This is a genomic window from Pseudarthrobacter sp. R1, assembly GCF_024494415.1.
Lineage (GTDB): Bacteria > Actinomycetota > Actinomycetes > Actinomycetales > Micrococcaceae > Arthrobacter.
Genome location: NZ_JAMKFI010000008.1, coordinates 138,453 through 156,155 on the forward strand (window position 1 = coordinate 138,453; position 17,703 = coordinate 156,155).

General features: G+C 63.9%; 15 protein-coding genes. 9 read left to right on the forward strand and 6 right to left on the reverse strand.

All coding sequences use genetic code 11. The features are described 5' to 3' along the window. Positions 1-3 precede the first annotated feature (3 nt). Complete coding sequence (locus M8J71_RS11380) at positions 4-1,017, forward strand: alpha/beta fold hydrolase (protein WP_256248021.1); 1,014 nt, start codon at positions 4-6, stop codon at positions 1,015-1,017. Between the two features lie 18 nt (positions 1,018-1,035). Here M8J71_RS11380 and M8J71_RS11385 read toward each other — a convergent pair whose 3' ends face one another. Next, on the reverse strand, positions 1,036-1,782 hold the full coding sequence (locus M8J71_RS11385; protein ID WP_256248022.1) for an ABC transporter permease: 747 nt from the start codon (positions 1,780-1,782) through the stop codon (positions 1,036-1,038). 548 nt (positions 1,783-2,330) lie between these two features. Between M8J71_RS11385 and M8J71_RS11390 the strand changes: the two genes are divergently transcribed. From M8J71_RS11390 to M8J71_RS11405, 4 genes are read left to right on the forward strand one after another with little or no spacing between them, the layout of a single operon-like run. Further along, positions 2,331-3,206 carry a hypothetical protein gene (locus M8J71_RS11390; protein WP_256248023.1) on the forward strand — a complete coding sequence of 292 codons (876 nt, stop codon included), beginning with the start codon at positions 2,331-2,333 and terminating at the stop codon, positions 3,204-3,206. 5 nt (positions 3,207-3,211) lie between these two features. Beyond that, on the forward strand, positions 3,212-4,996 hold the full coding sequence (locus M8J71_RS11395) for an ABC transporter ATP-binding protein (protein WP_256248024.1): 1,785 nt from the start codon (positions 3,212-3,214) through the stop codon (positions 4,994-4,996). Between the two features lie 2 nt (positions 4,997-4,998). Next, on the forward strand, positions 4,999-6,117 hold the full coding sequence (locus M8J71_RS11400) for a CapA family protein (protein WP_256248025.1): 1,119 nt from the start codon (positions 4,999-5,001) through the stop codon (positions 6,115-6,117). Further along, on the forward strand, positions 6,114-7,112 hold the full coding sequence (locus M8J71_RS11405; protein ID WP_256248026.1) for a hypothetical protein: 999 nt from the start codon (positions 6,114-6,116) through the stop codon (positions 7,110-7,112). The genes M8J71_RS11400 and M8J71_RS11405 overlap by 4 nt, the downstream gene beginning before the upstream one ends. A gap of 12 nt (positions 7,113-7,124) precedes the next feature. Here the strand turns inward: M8J71_RS11405 and M8J71_RS11410 are convergent, their stop codons facing one another. Beyond that, entirely contained in the window at positions 7,125-7,406 is a 282-nt protein-coding gene (locus tag M8J71_RS11410; protein WP_256248027.1) for a hypothetical protein, read from the reverse strand. A gap of 306 nt (positions 7,407-7,712) precedes the next feature. On the opposite strand from M8J71_RS11410, the gene M8J71_RS11415 reads away from it, so the two are divergent. Together M8J71_RS11415 and M8J71_RS11420 are read left to right on the forward strand one after the other, a co-directional pair. Continuing rightward, complete coding sequence (locus tag M8J71_RS11415) at positions 7,713-8,669, forward strand: ABC transporter ATP-binding protein (RefSeq protein ID WP_256248028.1); 957 nt, start codon at positions 7,713-7,715, stop codon at positions 8,667-8,669. After that, on the forward strand, positions 8,669-10,288 hold the full coding sequence (locus M8J71_RS11420; RefSeq protein WP_256248029.1) for an ABC transporter permease: 1,620 nt from the start codon (positions 8,669-8,671) through the stop codon (positions 10,286-10,288). The genes M8J71_RS11415 and M8J71_RS11420 overlap by 1 nt, the downstream gene beginning before the upstream one ends. 30 nt (positions 10,289-10,318) lie before the next feature. Here the strand turns inward: M8J71_RS11420 and M8J71_RS11425 are convergent, their stop codons facing one another. Both M8J71_RS11425 and M8J71_RS11430 read right to left on the reverse strand, forming a co-directional pair. Next, on the reverse strand, positions 10,319-11,062 hold the full coding sequence (locus M8J71_RS11425) for a GAF and ANTAR domain-containing protein (protein ID WP_256248030.1): 744 nt from the start codon (positions 11,060-11,062) through the stop codon (positions 10,319-10,321). Between the two features lie 150 nt (positions 11,063-11,212). Beyond that, positions 11,213-11,821 (reverse strand): flavodoxin family protein, encoded by a 609-nt coding sequence (locus M8J71_RS11430; protein ID WP_256248031.1) that lies wholly within the window; start codon positions 11,819-11,821, stop codon positions 11,213-11,215. 259 nt (positions 11,822-12,080) lie between these two features. On the opposite strand from M8J71_RS11430, the gene M8J71_RS11435 reads away from it, so the two are divergent. Both M8J71_RS11435 and M8J71_RS11440 read left to right on the forward strand, forming a co-directional pair. After that, complete coding sequence (locus M8J71_RS11435; RefSeq protein WP_256248032.1) at positions 12,081-12,893, forward strand: hypothetical protein; 813 nt, start codon at positions 12,081-12,083, stop codon at positions 12,891-12,893. A gap of 213 nt (positions 12,894-13,106) precedes the next feature. Continuing rightward, on the forward strand, positions 13,107-13,913 hold the full coding sequence (locus M8J71_RS11440; RefSeq protein WP_256248033.1) for a DUF2382 domain-containing protein: 807 nt from the start codon (positions 13,107-13,109) through the stop codon (positions 13,911-13,913). A gap of 138 nt (positions 13,914-14,051) precedes the next feature. On the opposite strand, the gene M8J71_RS11445 is transcribed toward M8J71_RS11440, so the two are convergent. Together M8J71_RS11445 and M8J71_RS11450 are read right to left on the reverse strand one after the other, a co-directional pair. After that, positions 14,052-15,371, reverse strand: a complete 1,320-nt coding sequence (locus M8J71_RS11445; protein ID WP_256248977.1) for a TrkH family potassium uptake protein — start codon at positions 15,369-15,371, stop codon at positions 14,052-14,054. Positions 15,372-15,526: 155 nt separating this feature from the next. Further along, on the reverse strand, positions 15,527-17,509 hold the full coding sequence (locus M8J71_RS11450; protein WP_256248034.1) for an amino acid transporter: 1,983 nt from the start codon (positions 17,507-17,509) through the stop codon (positions 15,527-15,529). Between the last annotated feature and the right edge of the window lie 194 nt (positions 17,510-17,703).

Sequence of the window (17,703 nt, forward strand, 5' to 3'; positions counted from 1 at the left end):
GTAATGCGTTCATCTCCTCGGACGGCTTCGGGGTCAGCAGAAGCTCCTGATTCCGGTGCCCGGAAGAAGCCCCGGCGCGGTTGGCGCCGCGCCGGGATCGCCGCGCTGATCATCCTGGGGCTGATCCTCGTCTCCACGGTGGTCAACCTGGTCCTGGAGTCGACGGAGAAATCAGGCATGGCTGCCTACGGCGAACGTATCGCCGTAGGCAGCGGTTCTCTGAACGTGTACCGGAACGGGCAGGAAGACGGCCAGCCGATTGTCCTGCTCAGTGGTCTGGCAACGCCGGCGCCCGGCCTCGACTTCGCTCCTCTGGCCCGTGAACTTAGCGGCTTCGACGTTATCGCCGTTGAGGGGTTTGGGTACGGTTACAGCGACATGGAAGCCCCTCCGCGGACCAACAAGAACATCAGTACCGAGCTTCACGAGGTCCTGGCCAAATTGCAGGTCAAGCAACCCTACGTTCTGGCAGGGCACTCCATCGCCGGTTTCTACATGCTCGACTACGCGAACCGGTACCCAACGGAAGTGGCCGCCGTCGTCGGAATTGATGCGACCATACCGAAACCCGGGGATCAGCCGGTTCCAGACCCGGAGCCGGGCATCAACTGGGAACGGGCCCTGGCCGTCACCGGGATAGTGCGCGCAGTCGCCGCCGTGGCACCGTGTTTCGTGGACCCGGCCAGCGACGCGTACACGGATGACGAGCTGCACCGGATGCGCCTCATGACCAGCTGGAACTACGGCAATCCGGCAGTCGCCGATGAAACCGCCAGGATAGCAAACAACGCAGCAGCCCTGAGGGGAGTGACCTACCCCGACGACCTGCCCGTGCTGGCCTTCGTTGCCGGCGAGGATTCCGAGTCGACAGCCGCCAAAACATCCGCTGCGCAGAACCTGCTGAAGAACGTCCGGCGGCATGAGGTGGTCACGCTGGAAGGCAACCACTACCTGCACTGGACCCAGTCCAAGCGGATGGCAGAGGAAATCCAAACCTTCCTCGCCGGCAGCGGTTAGTCCGGCTGCCGGAGCCGCCTAGAGCGGCTCGGGCCGCACGCGCACGGCACCCAGTGAACGCAGAAGCGCGACGGCGGTGATGGCGCCCGCCGCCATGATGGACGCCAGGACAATCACCTGGAACCGCCCGGCTTCCAAAGGCGAGGCGCCGCCGAAGATTGCGCCCACGAAGGCGCCGGGCAGGGTGACCAGGCCGGTGGTTTTGGTCTGGTCCGTGGAGGGGATCAGGGCTGCGTGCACCGAGGAGCGGGCCTGGGCCAGTGTGGCCCGCGGGGCCGTGGCGCCCAGGGCGAGCCAGCCTTCCACCTGGTCCCACTGCTCACGGACCGCCTCATGGAATCGGTGCCCGGCAAGCACCGCGATGGTCATGCAGTTGCCGATCACTATCCCGCCCACCGCAAGGACGTAGCGGGGCTCGAGTGCCACAGCTCCGGTGCCGAAGACGACGGCGAGGGTCACCACAATGCCAAGGGCCATGGTCGCCGACACCATTGCGAAGCGCCGCCAGGACCACGTGAGCCGGCGCGTTGCCGTCACCGCAGCCACGGTGAACATCACCAGCAGCGCCACCACCACCCACAATGGATCTGCGATGATGCCCCCGAGAACCAGGCTGATGAGCGCCAGCTGGGCTGCGCCGCGGAGGATAGCCAGAGCCGGTGCAAGGTACGACGGCGTGCGCGCACCCCGGAGCACCGCGACGGTGAGCAGCATAAGGATGGCCACGGCCGCGAAGGTGGGTGCCAAGGCATCGAGGAAGGCCATCGGCTCAGACTAGCCGCCCATCTCGGCGTAATAATCCAGCGAATAGTTTTCTGTGCCTGCTAGTGCGCAGGGAATCTCTCATCAAGACTCCTTTAGAGGCTTACTCGAGCCGCACCCAAGTAATACCTAATCGTAATTAAGAGTACCGACTTCTCTTTTCCGTCGATTCTTCCCCCCGTACGGTGCCATTCATGAACGCAGACCGAAGAGTATGGGTCAAACCGCTGGACCCGCAACGTGTCGAGAGAGCGAAGGCTGCTTTCACTACCCGCCGGGTAGTGCCCGAGGCGATCGTTACCCTGGTTTCGGGAGCCGTGCGCCCTCGTTCTGGTGACCTGGTACTGGCTCGAATTGTGCAGCTGGGCCATCATCGTCACATTGAGCAACCGGACGGGCGGCGCGCAGTGCTTCACGATGATGACGAAATTATTGTCACATACGGCGACAGATACGCTACTGACCAGTTTGAGTCACAGGTGCCCGCGACACTGGGGAATTCGCAATTAGTTGCCTCAGGGGGTATTGCTTCCGAGGTGCTAAGCCGCAGTATGGCTGTCCGGAGGGCAACGGAAATTGAATCCATCGGCCTCTTGGGCGACGCCAAGGGCCGGCCGCTGAACATCCAGGACTTTTCATTGCAGCCGGTGACCCCGCAGGTTCCCCGTCCCCGAACCGTCGCAGTCATTGGAACAGCGATGAATTCAGGCAAAACAACTACTGTCCACTGCCTCGTCCATGGCCTGAGCAAGGTTGGGGTCCGCGTGGGGGCTACGAAAGTCACCGGAACGGGCTCGGGCAACGACTACTGGTGCATGCTGGACGCAGGTGCTCATTTGATGCTGGACTTCACGGATGTCGGGCTCGCCTCCACGTACCGTCAGCCGATGGATGTAGTGGAGTCTAAGTTCGGAGAGCTCGTCAACCACCTCACGGATTCCGGTTCCGCTCTCAATCTCGTGGAAGTAGCCGACGGCATCTACCAGGGCGAAACTTCCCGCTTGCTGGAGTCGGCCGTTTTCCGGTCAATGATTGACGCTGTGATTTTCGCGGCTCCTGACTCCATGGGTGCCGTGGCTGGCGTAACCCACCTGCGGAATCTGGGTCACGATGTTCTCGCTGTGACTGGGCTGCTCACCCGCTCTCCCTTGGCGATCCGGGAAGCCGCGGCCGTTACAGGGCTGCCTGTCCTGACCCGTGAAGAACTAACGGACCCTTTGCTGGCGGCCTCGCTGCTTCGAATACCGGAGGTCCTGGCCACCGCCAAGGACAGTGCCGAGTCAGTCGGTGAGGTGGTACAAGCCCCCGCGACCAGCGAAGTTCTGATCGGTCCTTTCACCGTGTCGCCTGAGCGGCCCGAACCGAGACGGGGCCTTTTCGGGTTTCCCCGACCGGCTACCCCCTCGGGTAGCCCGGACGGATGGTAAACCCGGTGGCTGGCAAACCCAGGCTGTACCGCATCCCTGGCAGCGTCTTCGCGAAGGTTATCGCTATCGGGTTGGCGCAGGTTCTTACCCTGGTCTCCTATGTCCTTCTGTTGCGCAGCATCGTGGACAACTTTGCCCCGGTGACTGTCGGAGCCGCTGCGGACCTGCAGTGGCGTTGGGCGTTGGCCCAGGCCGCCATCCTGGGAGCGGTCGCCTTGCTCCACGGTTGGCTCCGGGCCATGGCTTTCAACGTAGCCGAGACTGCCGGCTACAACGTGGTCCGGGACTTGCGGATGATGATGTACAAGCACTTGCAGGGCATGACACCCCGGCAATTCCAGGGCAGGGCACGGGGAGGCCTGCTTCTTCGCTTTCTTGGTGACCTCTCCATGACCAGGATGTGGATCAGCCGGGGAGTGCTGGGCGGGATGATGGCCGCCCTGGTGCTGGTGGGCACCCTGACAGTGCTGTTCTTCTTCAGTGTTTGGATGACTCTTGCCATCGTTGTGGCAATCTCTGCCGGGGCTGCCGCCTCGCTCGTCGCCGGACAACGCATGCGCCAGGCAACACGCATCATGCGCCGCCGCCGCTCGCTTGTTATGAGCAACCTCGACGAGCAAATGAACGCCCAAACTGTGGTGCAGGTTTTCGGGCGCACAGCAGGAGAATACGCGCGCCTCTCGCACCAGAACGATGAACTTACGCGTGCGCTCATCAGGGTAGCCCGCCTGCGCGGCTACCTCCGTGGGGTTGCGACCGCTTTTTCCCTGCTCGCGTTGGGAGCCGTTCTAACCGCAGGCCTGTTCGAAGTCCGGCAGGGAACGGCAAGCATCGGGACCGTGATTGCATTCGTCGTTGTCACCAGGCAGCTCTCCAGCCCTGTGCGTACCCTCGGTCTAGCCCATGATTACTGGCACCGCGCCCAAGTTTCTGTAGGAAAAATTAAGGAATTCCTTCGCAGTTCAAGCAGAGACATGGATTCCAACGGCCACGGTCCCCTCAAGGTCCGTCAAGGAACCATCGAATTTTCGTCAGTAACGGTAAACGGGTCCCTTCACGACGTTAACCTCTGCGTCGGAGCGGGTGAGGTAGTTGCCGTGACCGGAGACGGCGGAAGCGGCAAATCAACGCTGCTTAATTTGGTCTCCAGAACCATCGATCCTGACCAGGGCTGCATAATCATCGACCGCCAAGTGCTCGCGAAAACCGCTCTGCGTTCTGCAGCCCGGTGGACCGGGGCCATAGGCCCTGAGCTGCCGCTGATGCGTGGGTCGCTATGGCGAAACCTCACATACGCCGCCCCCCACGCGACAGAAGAGGATGTGGAGCGCGTGCTCGCCGCCACGGGGCTGGACGAAATGCTTTTAGACCTGCCTTACGGCCTGCAAACCTGGGTCACCGAAGGCGGGCTCAACCTGTCGAAGAGCCAGCGGCAACGGATAGCACTCGCCAGGGCGCTGATGGGTAACCCTCCCATCCTGCTTTTGGACGAGCCAACCCTTGGCTTGGACACGGCAGCGAAGCAGATCTTCGCGACAATGCTTCGCCGGTTCCACGGGACGGTACTGCTGGCCACTCAGGATCCACAGGAGCTCGCCCTAGCGGACAAAATAGTGGTCCTGTCCAAAGGCGTCGTTGTGGAAGTGCTAAGCGGTGAAGAGTTCCGGGACCGCGTTTGGCTGGAAACCAACCTGCCGGCACTGCCAGCATCGTCTACCACCGTCGAGGCCGAGCAAGTCCAAGCAGGCACAGATCGATACACAGGCCACCACAGCCTCGAAAAGGACTAGTCATGCATCCAAAAACACGCGACAGGTTCCTCATGGTGACGGCATTGGCAGTCTCCATCGCCGGTACGGGCGCAATAGCTGTCAATTATGGGGAGAAGCGGGCCCCGGAAGTTCAGTCCGTCGACGTGTGGACGGGTCGCCTCCCTGCCGAGCGGTGGTCGGTCCAGTTTTTGGGGGACACCATGCTGGGCGACGGGGCCACACCAATGCTGGACCCACTCGGTTATGACGCCGCCGTAGCTGGCGTTCTGCCACTGATTGATGGCGATTTCGTCATTGCTAACGTTGAAAGTCCAATAACTTCCCACGACCAGCCTTTGAACCCAGGAAAAGAGTACTCGTATCATGCGGAGCCGCAATCGGCTTGGACATTATCAAAGGCTGGCATTGATGCGATCGGCTTGGGCAACAATCATTCAATGGACATGGGCCTCGTCGGGCTCCAGGAAACAATGAAGCTGGCCAGCAATGCAGGGATGGCCAGCTTTGGCGCCGGGAACAACCTGGCCGAGGCGGAACGGCCTTTAATGCTGCGCACCGATAGGGGGACGATCGGGGTCGTAGCTATCGGCGAGAATTTCGGCAAGGCAAGCCGGGCCGAAGAGTTCAACCCGGGTACGGTGGCGCTTAGCCCGGCAACCGTGCAACGGGGCTACGATCTTGCCCGCGCTGCTGGCGCTGATTGGGTGGTAGCCTACGTCCACTGGGGTGACAATTACGTAGAAACAAGTTCGCAGGAGCGTTATTGGGCCCAAATGATGGTCGACACGGGTTACGACTTGATTGTCGGCCACGGACCCCACATAGCCGATAAAATCGAATTTATTGGCGATGTTCCGGTCGCCTACAGTCTTGGCAACTTTGTATTTGGTACGCCAGGTCGGTTCGAATCTTACGGAAAACAAGGTATCGGTCTGATGCTGAGCGTTGAAATGAGTCGAAACGGGCCGGTCCAACTCGCAGTCAAATGTCTTGTTACGGATAACTCTAAGACAGGGTTCGTCACCCAGCCTTGCGACGGGCCCCAGATGATAAGTGCGATTCCACTTGTCAACCCCGCTCTGCAAATCCAAGGCAACGTGGCCAGGATGCCCTGCCGCTGCTTCGAGCCGCCGAAATGACCGGACCACCTGTTCAGCCTGAGCGGCGTAAGAGGCTCGCTCTGGTGCTGGTGTCCGGGCTCCTCGCAGTATTGGCGCTCCTGGCGACTTACACATTCGTATCGGGAGAATTGCGTCAAGAATCAAAAGAATCCGATCAGGGAGACAAGATGTTAGGTTCAGGCGGCACCGGCACTCAGACCGGAATGATCCAGCCAGATACAAAAGGAAATTTTTCCTTTTCATGGGAAGGGCCTCTCGTCGACCAACCCATTCGTGTTTGGTACCAAGCCCCGGATGATCCTTCCTCAGCCCAGATCCTGGTTGTTATGACAGGAGCCAACCGGGATGGGGAAGCCTATCGGGAGGACTGGCTGCCGTTAGTCAAAGAGCGCAACACCTTGCTCCTGGTGCTCGAATTCTCAAAAGATGACTACCCAGGTGCCTCCTCCTACAACCAGGGCAACATCCTTGATGCCAACGGTGATATCAATCCGCCCGAGGCCTGGACGTTCAATATGGTCGAAGCACTCTTCGAAGCCGTCGTCCGCGACACAAACAGTAAGGCCAAAGACTATGCCCTCTTTGGGCACTCAGCAGGCGGCCAGTTCGTCCATCGGTTCATGCAATTCACTGAGGAAAACCACGTGCGGGTTGCAGTCGCAGCAAACGCCGGCTGGTACACCATGCCGGACCAGGATGTCGACTTTCCCTACGGACTAAAGAATTCACCGCTTTCTACCAAGGAGTTGCGGGAGGCCTTTTCGCGACGCCTTGTAATCCTGCTGGGAGCCGACGATGTAAATCCAGAAGATCCGTTGCTTCAGCGTGACCGGAAGACTGATGCCCAGGGAGACAACCGGCTTACCAGAGGCTTGACCTTTTACCAGGCTGCCCGGGATGCTGCCCGAGAGAGCGATGATTTTAATTGGGCCCTGACAGTGGTTCCGGGGGCGGCTCATGACCACAAACGAATGGCTGAAGCAGCCGCACCGCTGCTCTTGTCCTCCGACTAGGAAGCAATTCGATCAGAGCAGGCTGGGCTGGCTCGTGAGGATGTAGTCCACCGCTGCCGGGCCTTTCAAGGACAGCCCTGGCCATTCATGCCGGCCGGTATCGTGGTGTTGCTTCATGTATCCCCGTTGATCCATGGCTGCCCACAAGGACGTTACGGGGCCGGGCTGCTGGCCATTGAGCAAGCACCAGCTGACGTACACCCCGTAGATGTCGTCTTCGCGAAGAGCCGGTTGCCTCTCGCGGTCTTGAAGGAAGCAATCCGAGAGGAAGCGGGCGTAGTTCGGAACACTCATAAGTGGCTCCTTCGGGTCGTTGTAGCTCTAGGAATGCGCTGCGGCACAGGTCGCGCGGCAGTGATTCGGAGCCATCTGTGCGAAGGATGGGTCGCTGCTGATATATGCCTGGAAACCATCCGGACCAGCCGCATTGGGCAGGCCATAAACCCCGGGCAGCGGCCGCCCCTTCCGCATCTTCTGCCGCACTTGTAAGATGTGCACCGGAGAGCCGGGAAGCCTGGTCGGCCCGCACGCGGAAGCGCCTGCGGCATGCCATGGCAACCGCCTTGGCGTGATAGCTGCAGCCAAGGAACGGAGCATGCCATGCATGCAGACCCAACTCCCGTCATCAACACCTCACGCCTCGGCAAGAACTTTGGGCGGACGGCTGCGCTTGCCGGTCTGGACCTGTCCGTCATGCCCGGCGAGGTCCACGGTTTCCTGGGGCCCAACGGGGCAGGGAAGTCCACCACCCTCCGGATCCTCCTGGGACTGATCCGGCCAACATCCGGTACGGCACGGGTGTTTGGCATCGACCCGTGGGCTGAGCCGGTGCGGGCACACAGGGATGTTGCCTACGTCCCCGGGGACGTGACGCTGTGGCCCAACCTGACCGGCGGCGAGGTCATCGACCTGATCGCCGGGCTGCGGGGCGGTGCGGATGAAGGCCTGCGCAGGCAGCTGATTGATGAGTTCGATTTCGATCCACGGAAAAAGGCGCGCACCTACTCCAGAGGCAACCGGCAGAAGGCGGCCTTGATCGCGGCCTTTTCCCGCCCGGCCATGCTCTATCTGCTGGACGAGCCGAGTTCGGGCCTGGACCCCGTCATGGACGCTGTTTTCCGCCGGCACATCCGCCGGGTCGCCGCCAACGGGGCCACGGTGCTGTTGTCCAGCCACATCCTGGCCGAGGTAGAACAGCTTTGTGACAGGGTGACCATCATCCGGGCCGGAGCGGCAGTGGAATCGGGCACTCTGGCCGAACTCCGGCACCTCACCCGCACCCGCTTCCGGGTCACCTCAGCGGTCAAACCGGAGGTTATGGCTACGTGGCGGGGCATCCACGACCTCCGCGTCAACGGGACCGCCATGGAGTTCGACGCCGATGCAGCGGACCTGGGCTACGTCCTGGATGCCTTGGCTACAGCAGGCATCACCGGCATCACCGCCGCGCCCCCTTCCCTGGAGGAGCTGTTCATGCGCCACTACGGCGTGCAGGCCGGCGGACAGGCCGGCGGACAGGCCGGCAGGCAGGCAAGCCACAAGAGCCAGGCGCAGTGATGCGCGCCGTCCTTCGGCTGGCCCTGCTCGAGGCACGTAGGGACCGTGGGATCCTGGCGGCGTGGATCCTCGGCATCGCCGGTCTTGGCTACGCGGCAGCCACCGCCGTCACCACGCAGTTTGCCGGGGACAACGAGCGGGCCGCCCTGATTTCCGTGGCCGCGGCCAGTCCGGCGTTCCTGTTCCTCCGGGGGCTCCCGGATGGCATCAGTTCCGGAGCGGTCACCTTCTTCCAGGGCTATTCCTTCACGGCAGTGCTGGCGGGGCTGATGAGTGTGTTCCTGGTGGTCCGGCATACAAGAGGGGACGAGGACCAAGGCAGGTTTGAGCTGGTCGGTTCCACCAGGGTCACCCGGGTGACTTCCCTGTACGCAACCCTGCTTTTCGGCACCTTCGCAAACATGGTCCTTGCCCTGGTAGCTGCCGCCGGATTCATCAGGGCCGGCCTGCCGGTAGCAGGATCATTCCTGGCGGGGTCAGCCGTTGGCGCCGTGGGCATGTTCTTTATGGCCGCCGCCGCACTGGTGGCACAGGTCATGCCCTCCGCCAGGAGCGCGAACGGTACAGCCGCGGCGCTGGTGGGTGGCGCCTACCTGGTCCGGGGTATCGGCGACGCCCTGGGCACCGCCGATCCATCGCTGCTCCACGTCGCCGCCGCCTGGCCCTCCCTGTTCTCACCCATCGGCTGGGGCCAGCGCATCCGGCCCTTCACCGAGGCGGACACGCTGCCGTTGCTGGTTATCGGCGCCGGAACAGTAGTCCTGGCCGGGGCCGCCGTGGCGCTCCGCAACGGCAGGGACCTGGGGGCCGGCTATATCGCTGCGGATGAATCGGGTCCGGAACGGGCGGGCTCCGGCCTGGCGTCGATGCTGGGCCTGGCGTGGCGGTTGCAGCGCGGCAGCCTGGCGGGCTGGTGCTTCACCGCCGCTGCGCTGGGGGCCGTAGCCGGCGGCCTGGGCCCGGTTGTCGGCGACGCACTGGAAGGAAACCCGTCCGTAGCGGAACTGCTAAGCCGCATCGTTCCCGGCGACGCGGGCCTCACTGACCTCTTCACCACGGCCATGCTGGGCATAGCCGGGATCCTCGCCGCGGCCGCTGGCATCGAGGCAGTGCTCCGGCTTCGGGCGGAAGAGACGGAAGGGCGGGCCGAACTGCTCCTGGCCGCGCCGGTGTCGCGAATGCGGTGGCTGGGCGGCACCCTCGCCGTCGCCGTAATCTCGACGACGGCCGTAGCCGCTGCCGCCGGGGCCTCGGCCGCCGTCGTCGTTACCCTGGCGCAGGCCGGGGGAAGCAGCCCCGGTATGGTCTTTGCGGCCGCGCTGGCGCACATCCCGGCGGCGCTCGTCTTCCCGGCCGTGACCGTGCTCGTGTTCGCCCTTGCGCCCCGCTGGAGCAGTGCAGTTGGCTGGGGTGCCCTGGCCGCCGCGCTGGTCCTGGGGCAGTTCGGGGAACTGCTCGGCCTGCCGGGGTGGCTTCAGGACCTGAGCCCGTTCCGGCATTCTTCAGCGATGCCCGTTGAAGCCTTCCACCCGGAGGGCGCGCTGGTGATGGCCGCCGTCGCCATCCTCGCGGCAGGAGCCGCCAGCCGGCTGGTCCGCGAAAGGGACCTGACCGTATGACGGCATCAACGCGAAGTGCGTGGTACCCGATCACGGCTCGAAATGCGTCAGCACTTTCGGGTCCTGGGACACGGAAGCCACAATGGATGCCGCCACGTCACGGAGCTTGATATTGCGGCTGCTGGACGCGATGCGAAGGATCTTCATCGCCGTCTCCTGGCTGCAGCGGTTCTGCGCCATGATCGCCCCGACGGCGATATCGATGGTGGTGCGTGACTCCATCGCCGCGGCAAGGTTATTGCGGTCATCCACCAGTTGCGCCACCTTAACGGCCATACGCAGGGCTTTAGAGGCCTGCGTGGCGTACGCCTCGGCCTTGTCGATGTCCTCGCCGCTGAACGCGTGGGTGCTGGTGGAGTACAGGTTCAGCCCGGCATGCGCTTCGCCCTCGAGGGGGAGCGGAACGGAAAGGATGGATCCGATTCCTTCGGCCCAGGCAGCTTTGCAGTATCGGGGCCAGCGGGTCTCGTCCCGCAGGTCCGGAACGTGCACCGTGGCCTTTTCCCGAAGGGCTGCCAGGCAGGGCCCGTCGCCGTGGCCGTACTGCAGCTCGTCCAGGGGCAGGACGGCGGGGTCGCTCGTAGCAACGGTGGTTGGCTTTTTCCGCCGCATCAGCGTGACGCCGCAAAGCAGCTTGTTGTGGGTGGAGAGGCTGGCGGCGGAAAATGTGGCAAGTTCCGTCAGGAGTTCCTCCACGTCAGAGGAAGCCAGGACAAGGTCCTGGAGGTAGTCGGCCACGCCGTTGTCCTGCTGCGTGCTGCGGTCCTGGACCATGCAGCCTCGTTCCTGTAATGCCCCGAACAATGACCCTGAAGGTACACCGCAAAAGGCTGTGACCCGCCCGGACGGCAGATCTTCAGTTTATCCCCCAGGGCGGCCGGCGGGCCCGCCTCAAACCCCTCCTGAACTGTCGACGGCGGCGCCTCAGCCCGCGGGGTAAGGCGCCTGGTTGAGGGAGCGGGCAAGGTGGGCGGCGTTGCGTGCTGCTCCGGCGGTGGTCGCATCCACCTTTTCGGGGACGCCGTCCAGGTCTTTGTAGTCCACCGTTTGCATGGCCTCTCCCACCCAGTACGTGGCGCCCTGGGCGGGAATGGTGAAGCCGACGTCGTTCAGCGCCTGCTGCGTGTCCGCCACCGTCTTGTGCGCGCCGTCTTCATTGCCCACCACCGCGACGATCGCTACTTTTCCGTACATGATGGGCCGCCCGGCGTCGTCGGTTTCGGCGAGGTCGGCGTCGAGGCGTTCGATGACGCGTTGGGTGATGCTGCTCGGGTGCCCCATCCAGATGGGAGTGGCGAGGACCAGGATGTCCGCAGCGAGGATTTTCTCACGGATTCCAGGCCACGCGTCGCCGTCGCCCATGTCCACCTGGACGCCGGGCATCACGTTGTAATCCACCACCCGCAGCGAGGCCGTGCCTACGCCGTGGCCTGCAAGTTCATCCAGCACGTGGCGGGCCATCAGTTCACTGCTGGACGGCGCGGGTGAAGGCGTCAGGGAGCAAATAAGGGCAAGTGCGGTGAGGTCAGCCATCGTTCATCCTTCTTTTCGTCGAGTTTTCCTTGGTGCCAGTCAGTGGTTCGGGGCGGACGGCACGGCGGACTGCCGCAAAATGTGCCCTTCCGGACAGGAAAGTGCGACGGCGGTCCGAACCCCGGCCGCGTCCGATGTCCTCGAACACGTCTTGCGCGATAGATAGTAAGTGTGCTTAGTATCTAGTTAGTAACCTTACTTACTAATTGATCAGGCTGGGTTTGAAAGTCCAGCTGCCAACCAGTGGAAGCGAGTGACGATGACGGAGAACCAGTGGCCTGAGGCTTCTGCCCGAAGCCATCTCGACCAGTACGGGAACGCAGCACCGACCGATCCTTCCGCAGAGCCGGAAACCTACGTCACCAAGAAGGACGCAGCCAAGGAAGAGACGTCGAAGATTGCCGGGCAGGCGGCCGGTGCGGCCCACAATGTGGCGCAGACTGCCAAATCCGAAGTCGGGAACGTCGCGTCCGAGGCCAAGTCCAGTGCCAAGGACCTCCTGCACCAGGCGAAGTCAGGACTGGGCAGCCAGGCCGGCGCGCAGCAGCAGAAGGCCGCCGATGGCATCCGGACCATTTCCAGCCAGCTGCACACCATGGCAGATGCCCCGGAGCAGAAGGGTATTGCCAGTGACCTGATCCGTCAGGCTGCAGAGCGCACCTCCTCGGTTGCTTCCTGGGTTGAAGGCAAGGAACCCGGGGCGCTGTTGGAGGACGTCCAGTCCTTCGCCCGCCGCAAGCCGGGGACGTTCCTGCTCCTGGCTGCCGGCGCCGGCATCCTTGTGGGCCGGCTTGCGCGTGGCCTGCAGCCGGCCCCGGCCCCGCAGGCAGCAATCCCGCCGATGCCGGCGCAGGCGCCGGCTGCCGCAACAACTGCTGCCGCACCAACCGGTCCGCCGTGGGGCGAGGAGTCGGTCTACCAGGATCAGGTGGCGGCACCGGCAACCTACGGCGAAACCATCTACGGCGAACCCGCCCGGCCGGCCTATTCGGGGACGGAAGCAGGCGGGGTACCGCTGCGGGACCTGGACGATCCGTACAGCGAGATCCGCGGCGCGGAACGCCAGCCGTAAACAGTCAAAGCTGACAGCAAAACACCAGCACCACCAACCAAAGGACCCGTGCCATGAAGAAACTGCTCTTTGCCTTGCTCCCCGGCATCATCAGCCGGGTACTGAAGGCCCGGAAGGCCAAGCAACTCCGTGCCGGACAGACCCGTCCGCCGCGGAACCGCTTCTAGATTTGTCCTCAAGCAGCACAAAACCAGTAACAAGAAGGAGAAACACATGATCAGCACTGAGAACCTTTCTGCACTGACCACTGCCGGCGGACACGTCGTGGGTTCCGACGGAAGCAAGATCGGATCCATCGGCCAGATTTACGTTGATGACCAGACCTCCGAGCCCACCTGGGTCACGGTGAAGACCGGGCTCTTCGGATCCCACGAGTCGTTCGCCCCGCTGGACGCCGCGTCGCAGGACGGCAACGACATCGTTGTGGCCCACACCAAGGACAAGGTCAAGGACGCACCCCGCGTCGCCCCGGACGGCCACCTCGAGCCGGAAGAGGAAGACCGTCTTTACACCTACTACGGCCTCAACGGGCACACCGGCAACGGGCACACCGGCAACGGCTTCACGGGCGGCAACGGTTTCGCTGCCGGAACCGAGGACACCGGCCGCGGCACTGTCGGCCACGACACCTCCGGCCCCACCACCGATGACGCCATGACCCGCTCCGAGGAGCAGCTGCACGTCGGCACCCGCAAGGAAGAAGCCGGCCGGGCACGGCTGCGCAAGTACGTCGTCACCGAAAACGTCACCACTACCGTCCCGGTGCAGCGTGAAGAGGTCCGCCTGGAGCGCGAACCCATCACGGACGCCAACGTCGGTGCCGCCCTGGACGGCCCCGCCATCAGCGAGGAAGAGCACGAGGTCATCCTCCACGAGGAGCGCCCCGTCGTCGAAAAGGAAGCCGTCCCGGTGGAGCGCGTGCGCCTGGACAAGGAAACCGTGACCAACGAGCACACCGTCACCGAGGAAGTCCGCAAGGAAAACATCGAGTTCGACGACGACGGCCGCACCCGCCGCTAAGGCTCACCACCGGAATCCTCAAGGATTCCCCGCGCACGGCCCGCCCTCCATCCCGGAGGGCGGGCCGTGCTTTGCGTCCCGGCGTCCCTGTGTTCCAGGCCGGGCGGGCCCGGCCACAGGACCGCTGGCGGTATCCGGTCAGCCGAGAATGGGCCGTTCCTCGGGCAGGCGGTATAGGCGCGGCCGGGCCGAGAGGGCCAGGGCGGACGCCACTGCCACGGTGCCGATGCGGCCGGTGAACATCAGCGCCATGAGGACCCACTCAGCAACCGGCGGAAGGTTGTAGGTGATGCCGGTGCTCATGCCTACCGTGGCGAAGGCGGAGATGGATTCGAAGAGGACCTTCTCCAGGCTGTAGTCGGTGAACATCAGCAGCAGCATGGTGCCGGTGACCACGGCGGCGATGCCCAGAAGGGCCACGGACAGGGCCTGGCGCTGGGAGGAGGAGCTGATGGACCGGTGCGCGACGGTCACCTGGTCGCGGCCGCGGACTTCGTTCCAGATGGCGAAACCCAGCACCAGGAATGTGGTGATCTTGATGCCGCCGGCGGTGCCGGCGCTGCCGCCGCCGATGAACATCAGGATGTTGGTGACCATCAGTGTTTCCGGTGCGGCCACCGCGTAGTCGATGCTGTTGAACCCGGCGGTGCGGGGAAACACGCTGCCGGCGAAGGAACCTAGGATCTTGCCGGTGAGGGAAAGCTGGCCGAGGGTCTCGTTCCTGTTCCATTCGAACGCGGCGAACAGCGCCATCCCGGCGACCAAAAGGAAGACCGTTCCGTAGATGGTCAGGCGCAGGTGGATGGTCCAGTTCTTGGGTTTGATCTCACCGCGGGTGAGCTGGATGATCACCGGGAACCCCAGCCCGCCGGCGATGATGGCCAGGCAGATGGGGGCGATGATCCAGGGGTCCTCGGCGAAACCGATGAGGCTGTTGCTGTAGACGGAGAAGCCCGCGTTATTAAACGCGGAAACCGCGTGGAAGATCCCGTGCCAGAGGGCCGTGGCCAGGTTTTGGTCGTAGGCGATCCAGAACCGGACGGTCAGGGCCAGGGCTGTTGAGGCTTCGAACGTAAGCATGATCCTGGCAACCCGGACCAGGACGGCCCGGACGTCACCGAGGTTCAGGGTGTGGGTTTCCGACTGGGCCACGAGTTGGCCACGCAGCCCGATGCTCTTGCGGACCAGCAGCGCCAGCAGGGTTGCCAGGGTCATGATGCCGAACCCGCCCACCTGGATGAGCCCCAGGATGATGCCCTGGCCCAGCGGCGTCCAGAACGTTGCCGTGTCCACGGTGATGAGGCCGGTGACGCAGACCGCTGACACGGACGTGAACAGGGCCGGCATGAACCCTTCAGACCCGCCGTCGGTACGGGCCGCGGGAAGCATCAGCAAAGCGGCGCCAATAATGATGACCAGCAGGAAGGCCAGGGGAACTGCCCTGACCGGGTGGGACATTACCCTGCGGATGATGTTTTCCTTCCGGCCTTTCCTGCCGCCGCCCGTGCGGCCCTCGGCCCGGGCGTCCCGCAGCATCTTTTGGACGGCGGCGATGCTGGCCTCGTCGGGTACCCGCATGGCGGATTCCGACGGCGGGACCTCCTTGTGGATGCTCATCCCACGTGGATGCCGGGACGACATTCCGGATCCGGCTCGTTTTCGCGGATGATCTCCCGGACCACCGGGGCGGTGTCGCCGCGGCCCAGGAGCAGGTAGCGCATCAGGTGGGCAAGCGGGTTGCCTTCGGACCATTCGAAGTAGGCGTGCGGCCGGACGCCGGTGGCGTCCCGCAGGGCCAGGAGAATCGCGGCGATGGCGTTGGGCGCGGCCGGGCTCTGGGCGCGGAGGACCCGGTGGCCGTCCACTTCCACGCCGTGGACCGCCAGGGTGTCGCTGAACTCGGAGGGGTCGGTGATGCCGATTTCGAGGAAGATGACATCCGCGGTGCCGGGGACGGGGTTGTTCTCCCGCTGGACGGCTTCCTTGTCCGCGTATTCGGCGCTGTCGCAAGCCTGGGGCCGGTTGGCGATGAGGTTGATCCGGCCGTCGTACTCCAGGGTATCGCTGATGAAGCGGCGCGCGTCGTCGTCGAACTCGATCCTGTCCACGCGGAGCTCGGTGGTGCGGCTGATGCGGGAGACGAGGGAAACGGCCACGATGCCCAGAATGAAGAACCCGGAAATGGTGATGCCGTCCGGCTTCTCGATCACGTTCGCGGCCAGGGCGTAGAGCATCACCACGGTCAGGGCCGTGAAGCCGATGGACGCGCGGCGCTGCTTTTTGCGGATGGCCGAGATGGTGACTGCGATGGCCCCGGACACCATCATCGCCAGGATTCCGGTGGCGTAGGCGCCGGCCTGGGCGTTGACGTCCGCGTTGAAGCCGATGGTGATCAGGATGCTGATGGCGGTGTACACCAGCACCACCGGGCGGACGGCGCGGGACCAGTCCGGGGCCATGCCGTAGGAGGGCAGGTACCGGGGAACGATGTTGATCAGGCCGGCCATCGCGGATGCGCCGGCGAACCACAGGATCAGGATGCTGCTCACGTCGTAAACGGAGCCGAAACCGTTGCCGAGGCGTTCGTGGGCCAGGTACGCCAGTGCCCGGCCGCTGGCTTCGCCGCCGGCTGCAAATTCCTCGGCGGGGATCAGGACGGTGGTGACGAAGCTGCTGCCCAGCAGGTAGCCGCTCATGATGAGCGCCGCCGTCGTCAGAAGCTTGCGGGTGTTTTTGATCCGGCTGGCCAATTTCTTCTCAGGGGTGGTGCCCTTGGCTGCGACCAGGGGCATCATGCTGACGCCGGTTTCGAAGCCGGACAGGCCCAGGACCAGCAGAGGGAAGGCCACCAGGGCGGGCCCGAGGATGCCGCTGAAGCCGCCGCCGGAGGAGGTGAGGGCGTCGGTCCAGGAAGCGAGTGCGCCGGGGGTGGCAAAGACGTGGATGATTCCTTCCCCGATGATGATGGCGTTCATCAGCAGGAAGACGGCCACCAGGGGGATGGCGACGGCGACGGCCTCCGAGAAGCCCATCAGGAACACCCCGCCCAGGATCAGGAGCAGCACCACGGTGATGGCCACGGCCTGCCCTTCCAAGAAGGGCGGCAGGTAGGGGTTTTCGAGCAAGTGCACTGTGGCGTCTGCCGCCGAGAGGGTGATGGTGATGATCCAGGAGGTGGCAACGAAGCCCAGCAGGATCAGCACAAAGATTTTTCCCCGCCAGAACGGCAGGAGCCGCTCGAGCATCGCCACGGACCCCTGGCCGTGGGGGCTTTCCTTGGCCACCCGCCGGTACATGGGCAGCATCCCGAGCAGTGTCAGGGCCACGATCAGCAGCGTCGCGAGCGGTGAAAGTGCGCCGGCGGCGAGGGCGGCGATGCCGGGCAGGTAGGACAGGGTGGAGAAGTAGTCCACGCCGGTCAGGCACATGACCTTCCACCAGCTCTGCTGGGTGGCATGGGCGTCGGAGGTCTCCGGGCCTACGGGCTGGTTCACCCGGTGCTCCAGCAGCCACCTGACCAGCGGGCTGCCGGGTACAGCCTCCCGTTCAGGATTGGGAACGGTGGCGGGGATGGTGAAGTGGGCGGAAGCCGTCAAGGACGTGTCTTTCTGTACTGCCTGACACGGGTAAAACGTCCCGTTTTCAGGCGCGACGCTGTGCTGATAACCACCGGAGCGTAGCACCCGGGAAAGCCCGCCAACCCGGCGTTTCCGCGGATCTTAATGCTTTCTTAACGCCACCCCTGCGGCCCTCCTGCGGGGGCACCCGTGCAGCTGCAACAGGCCTGGCG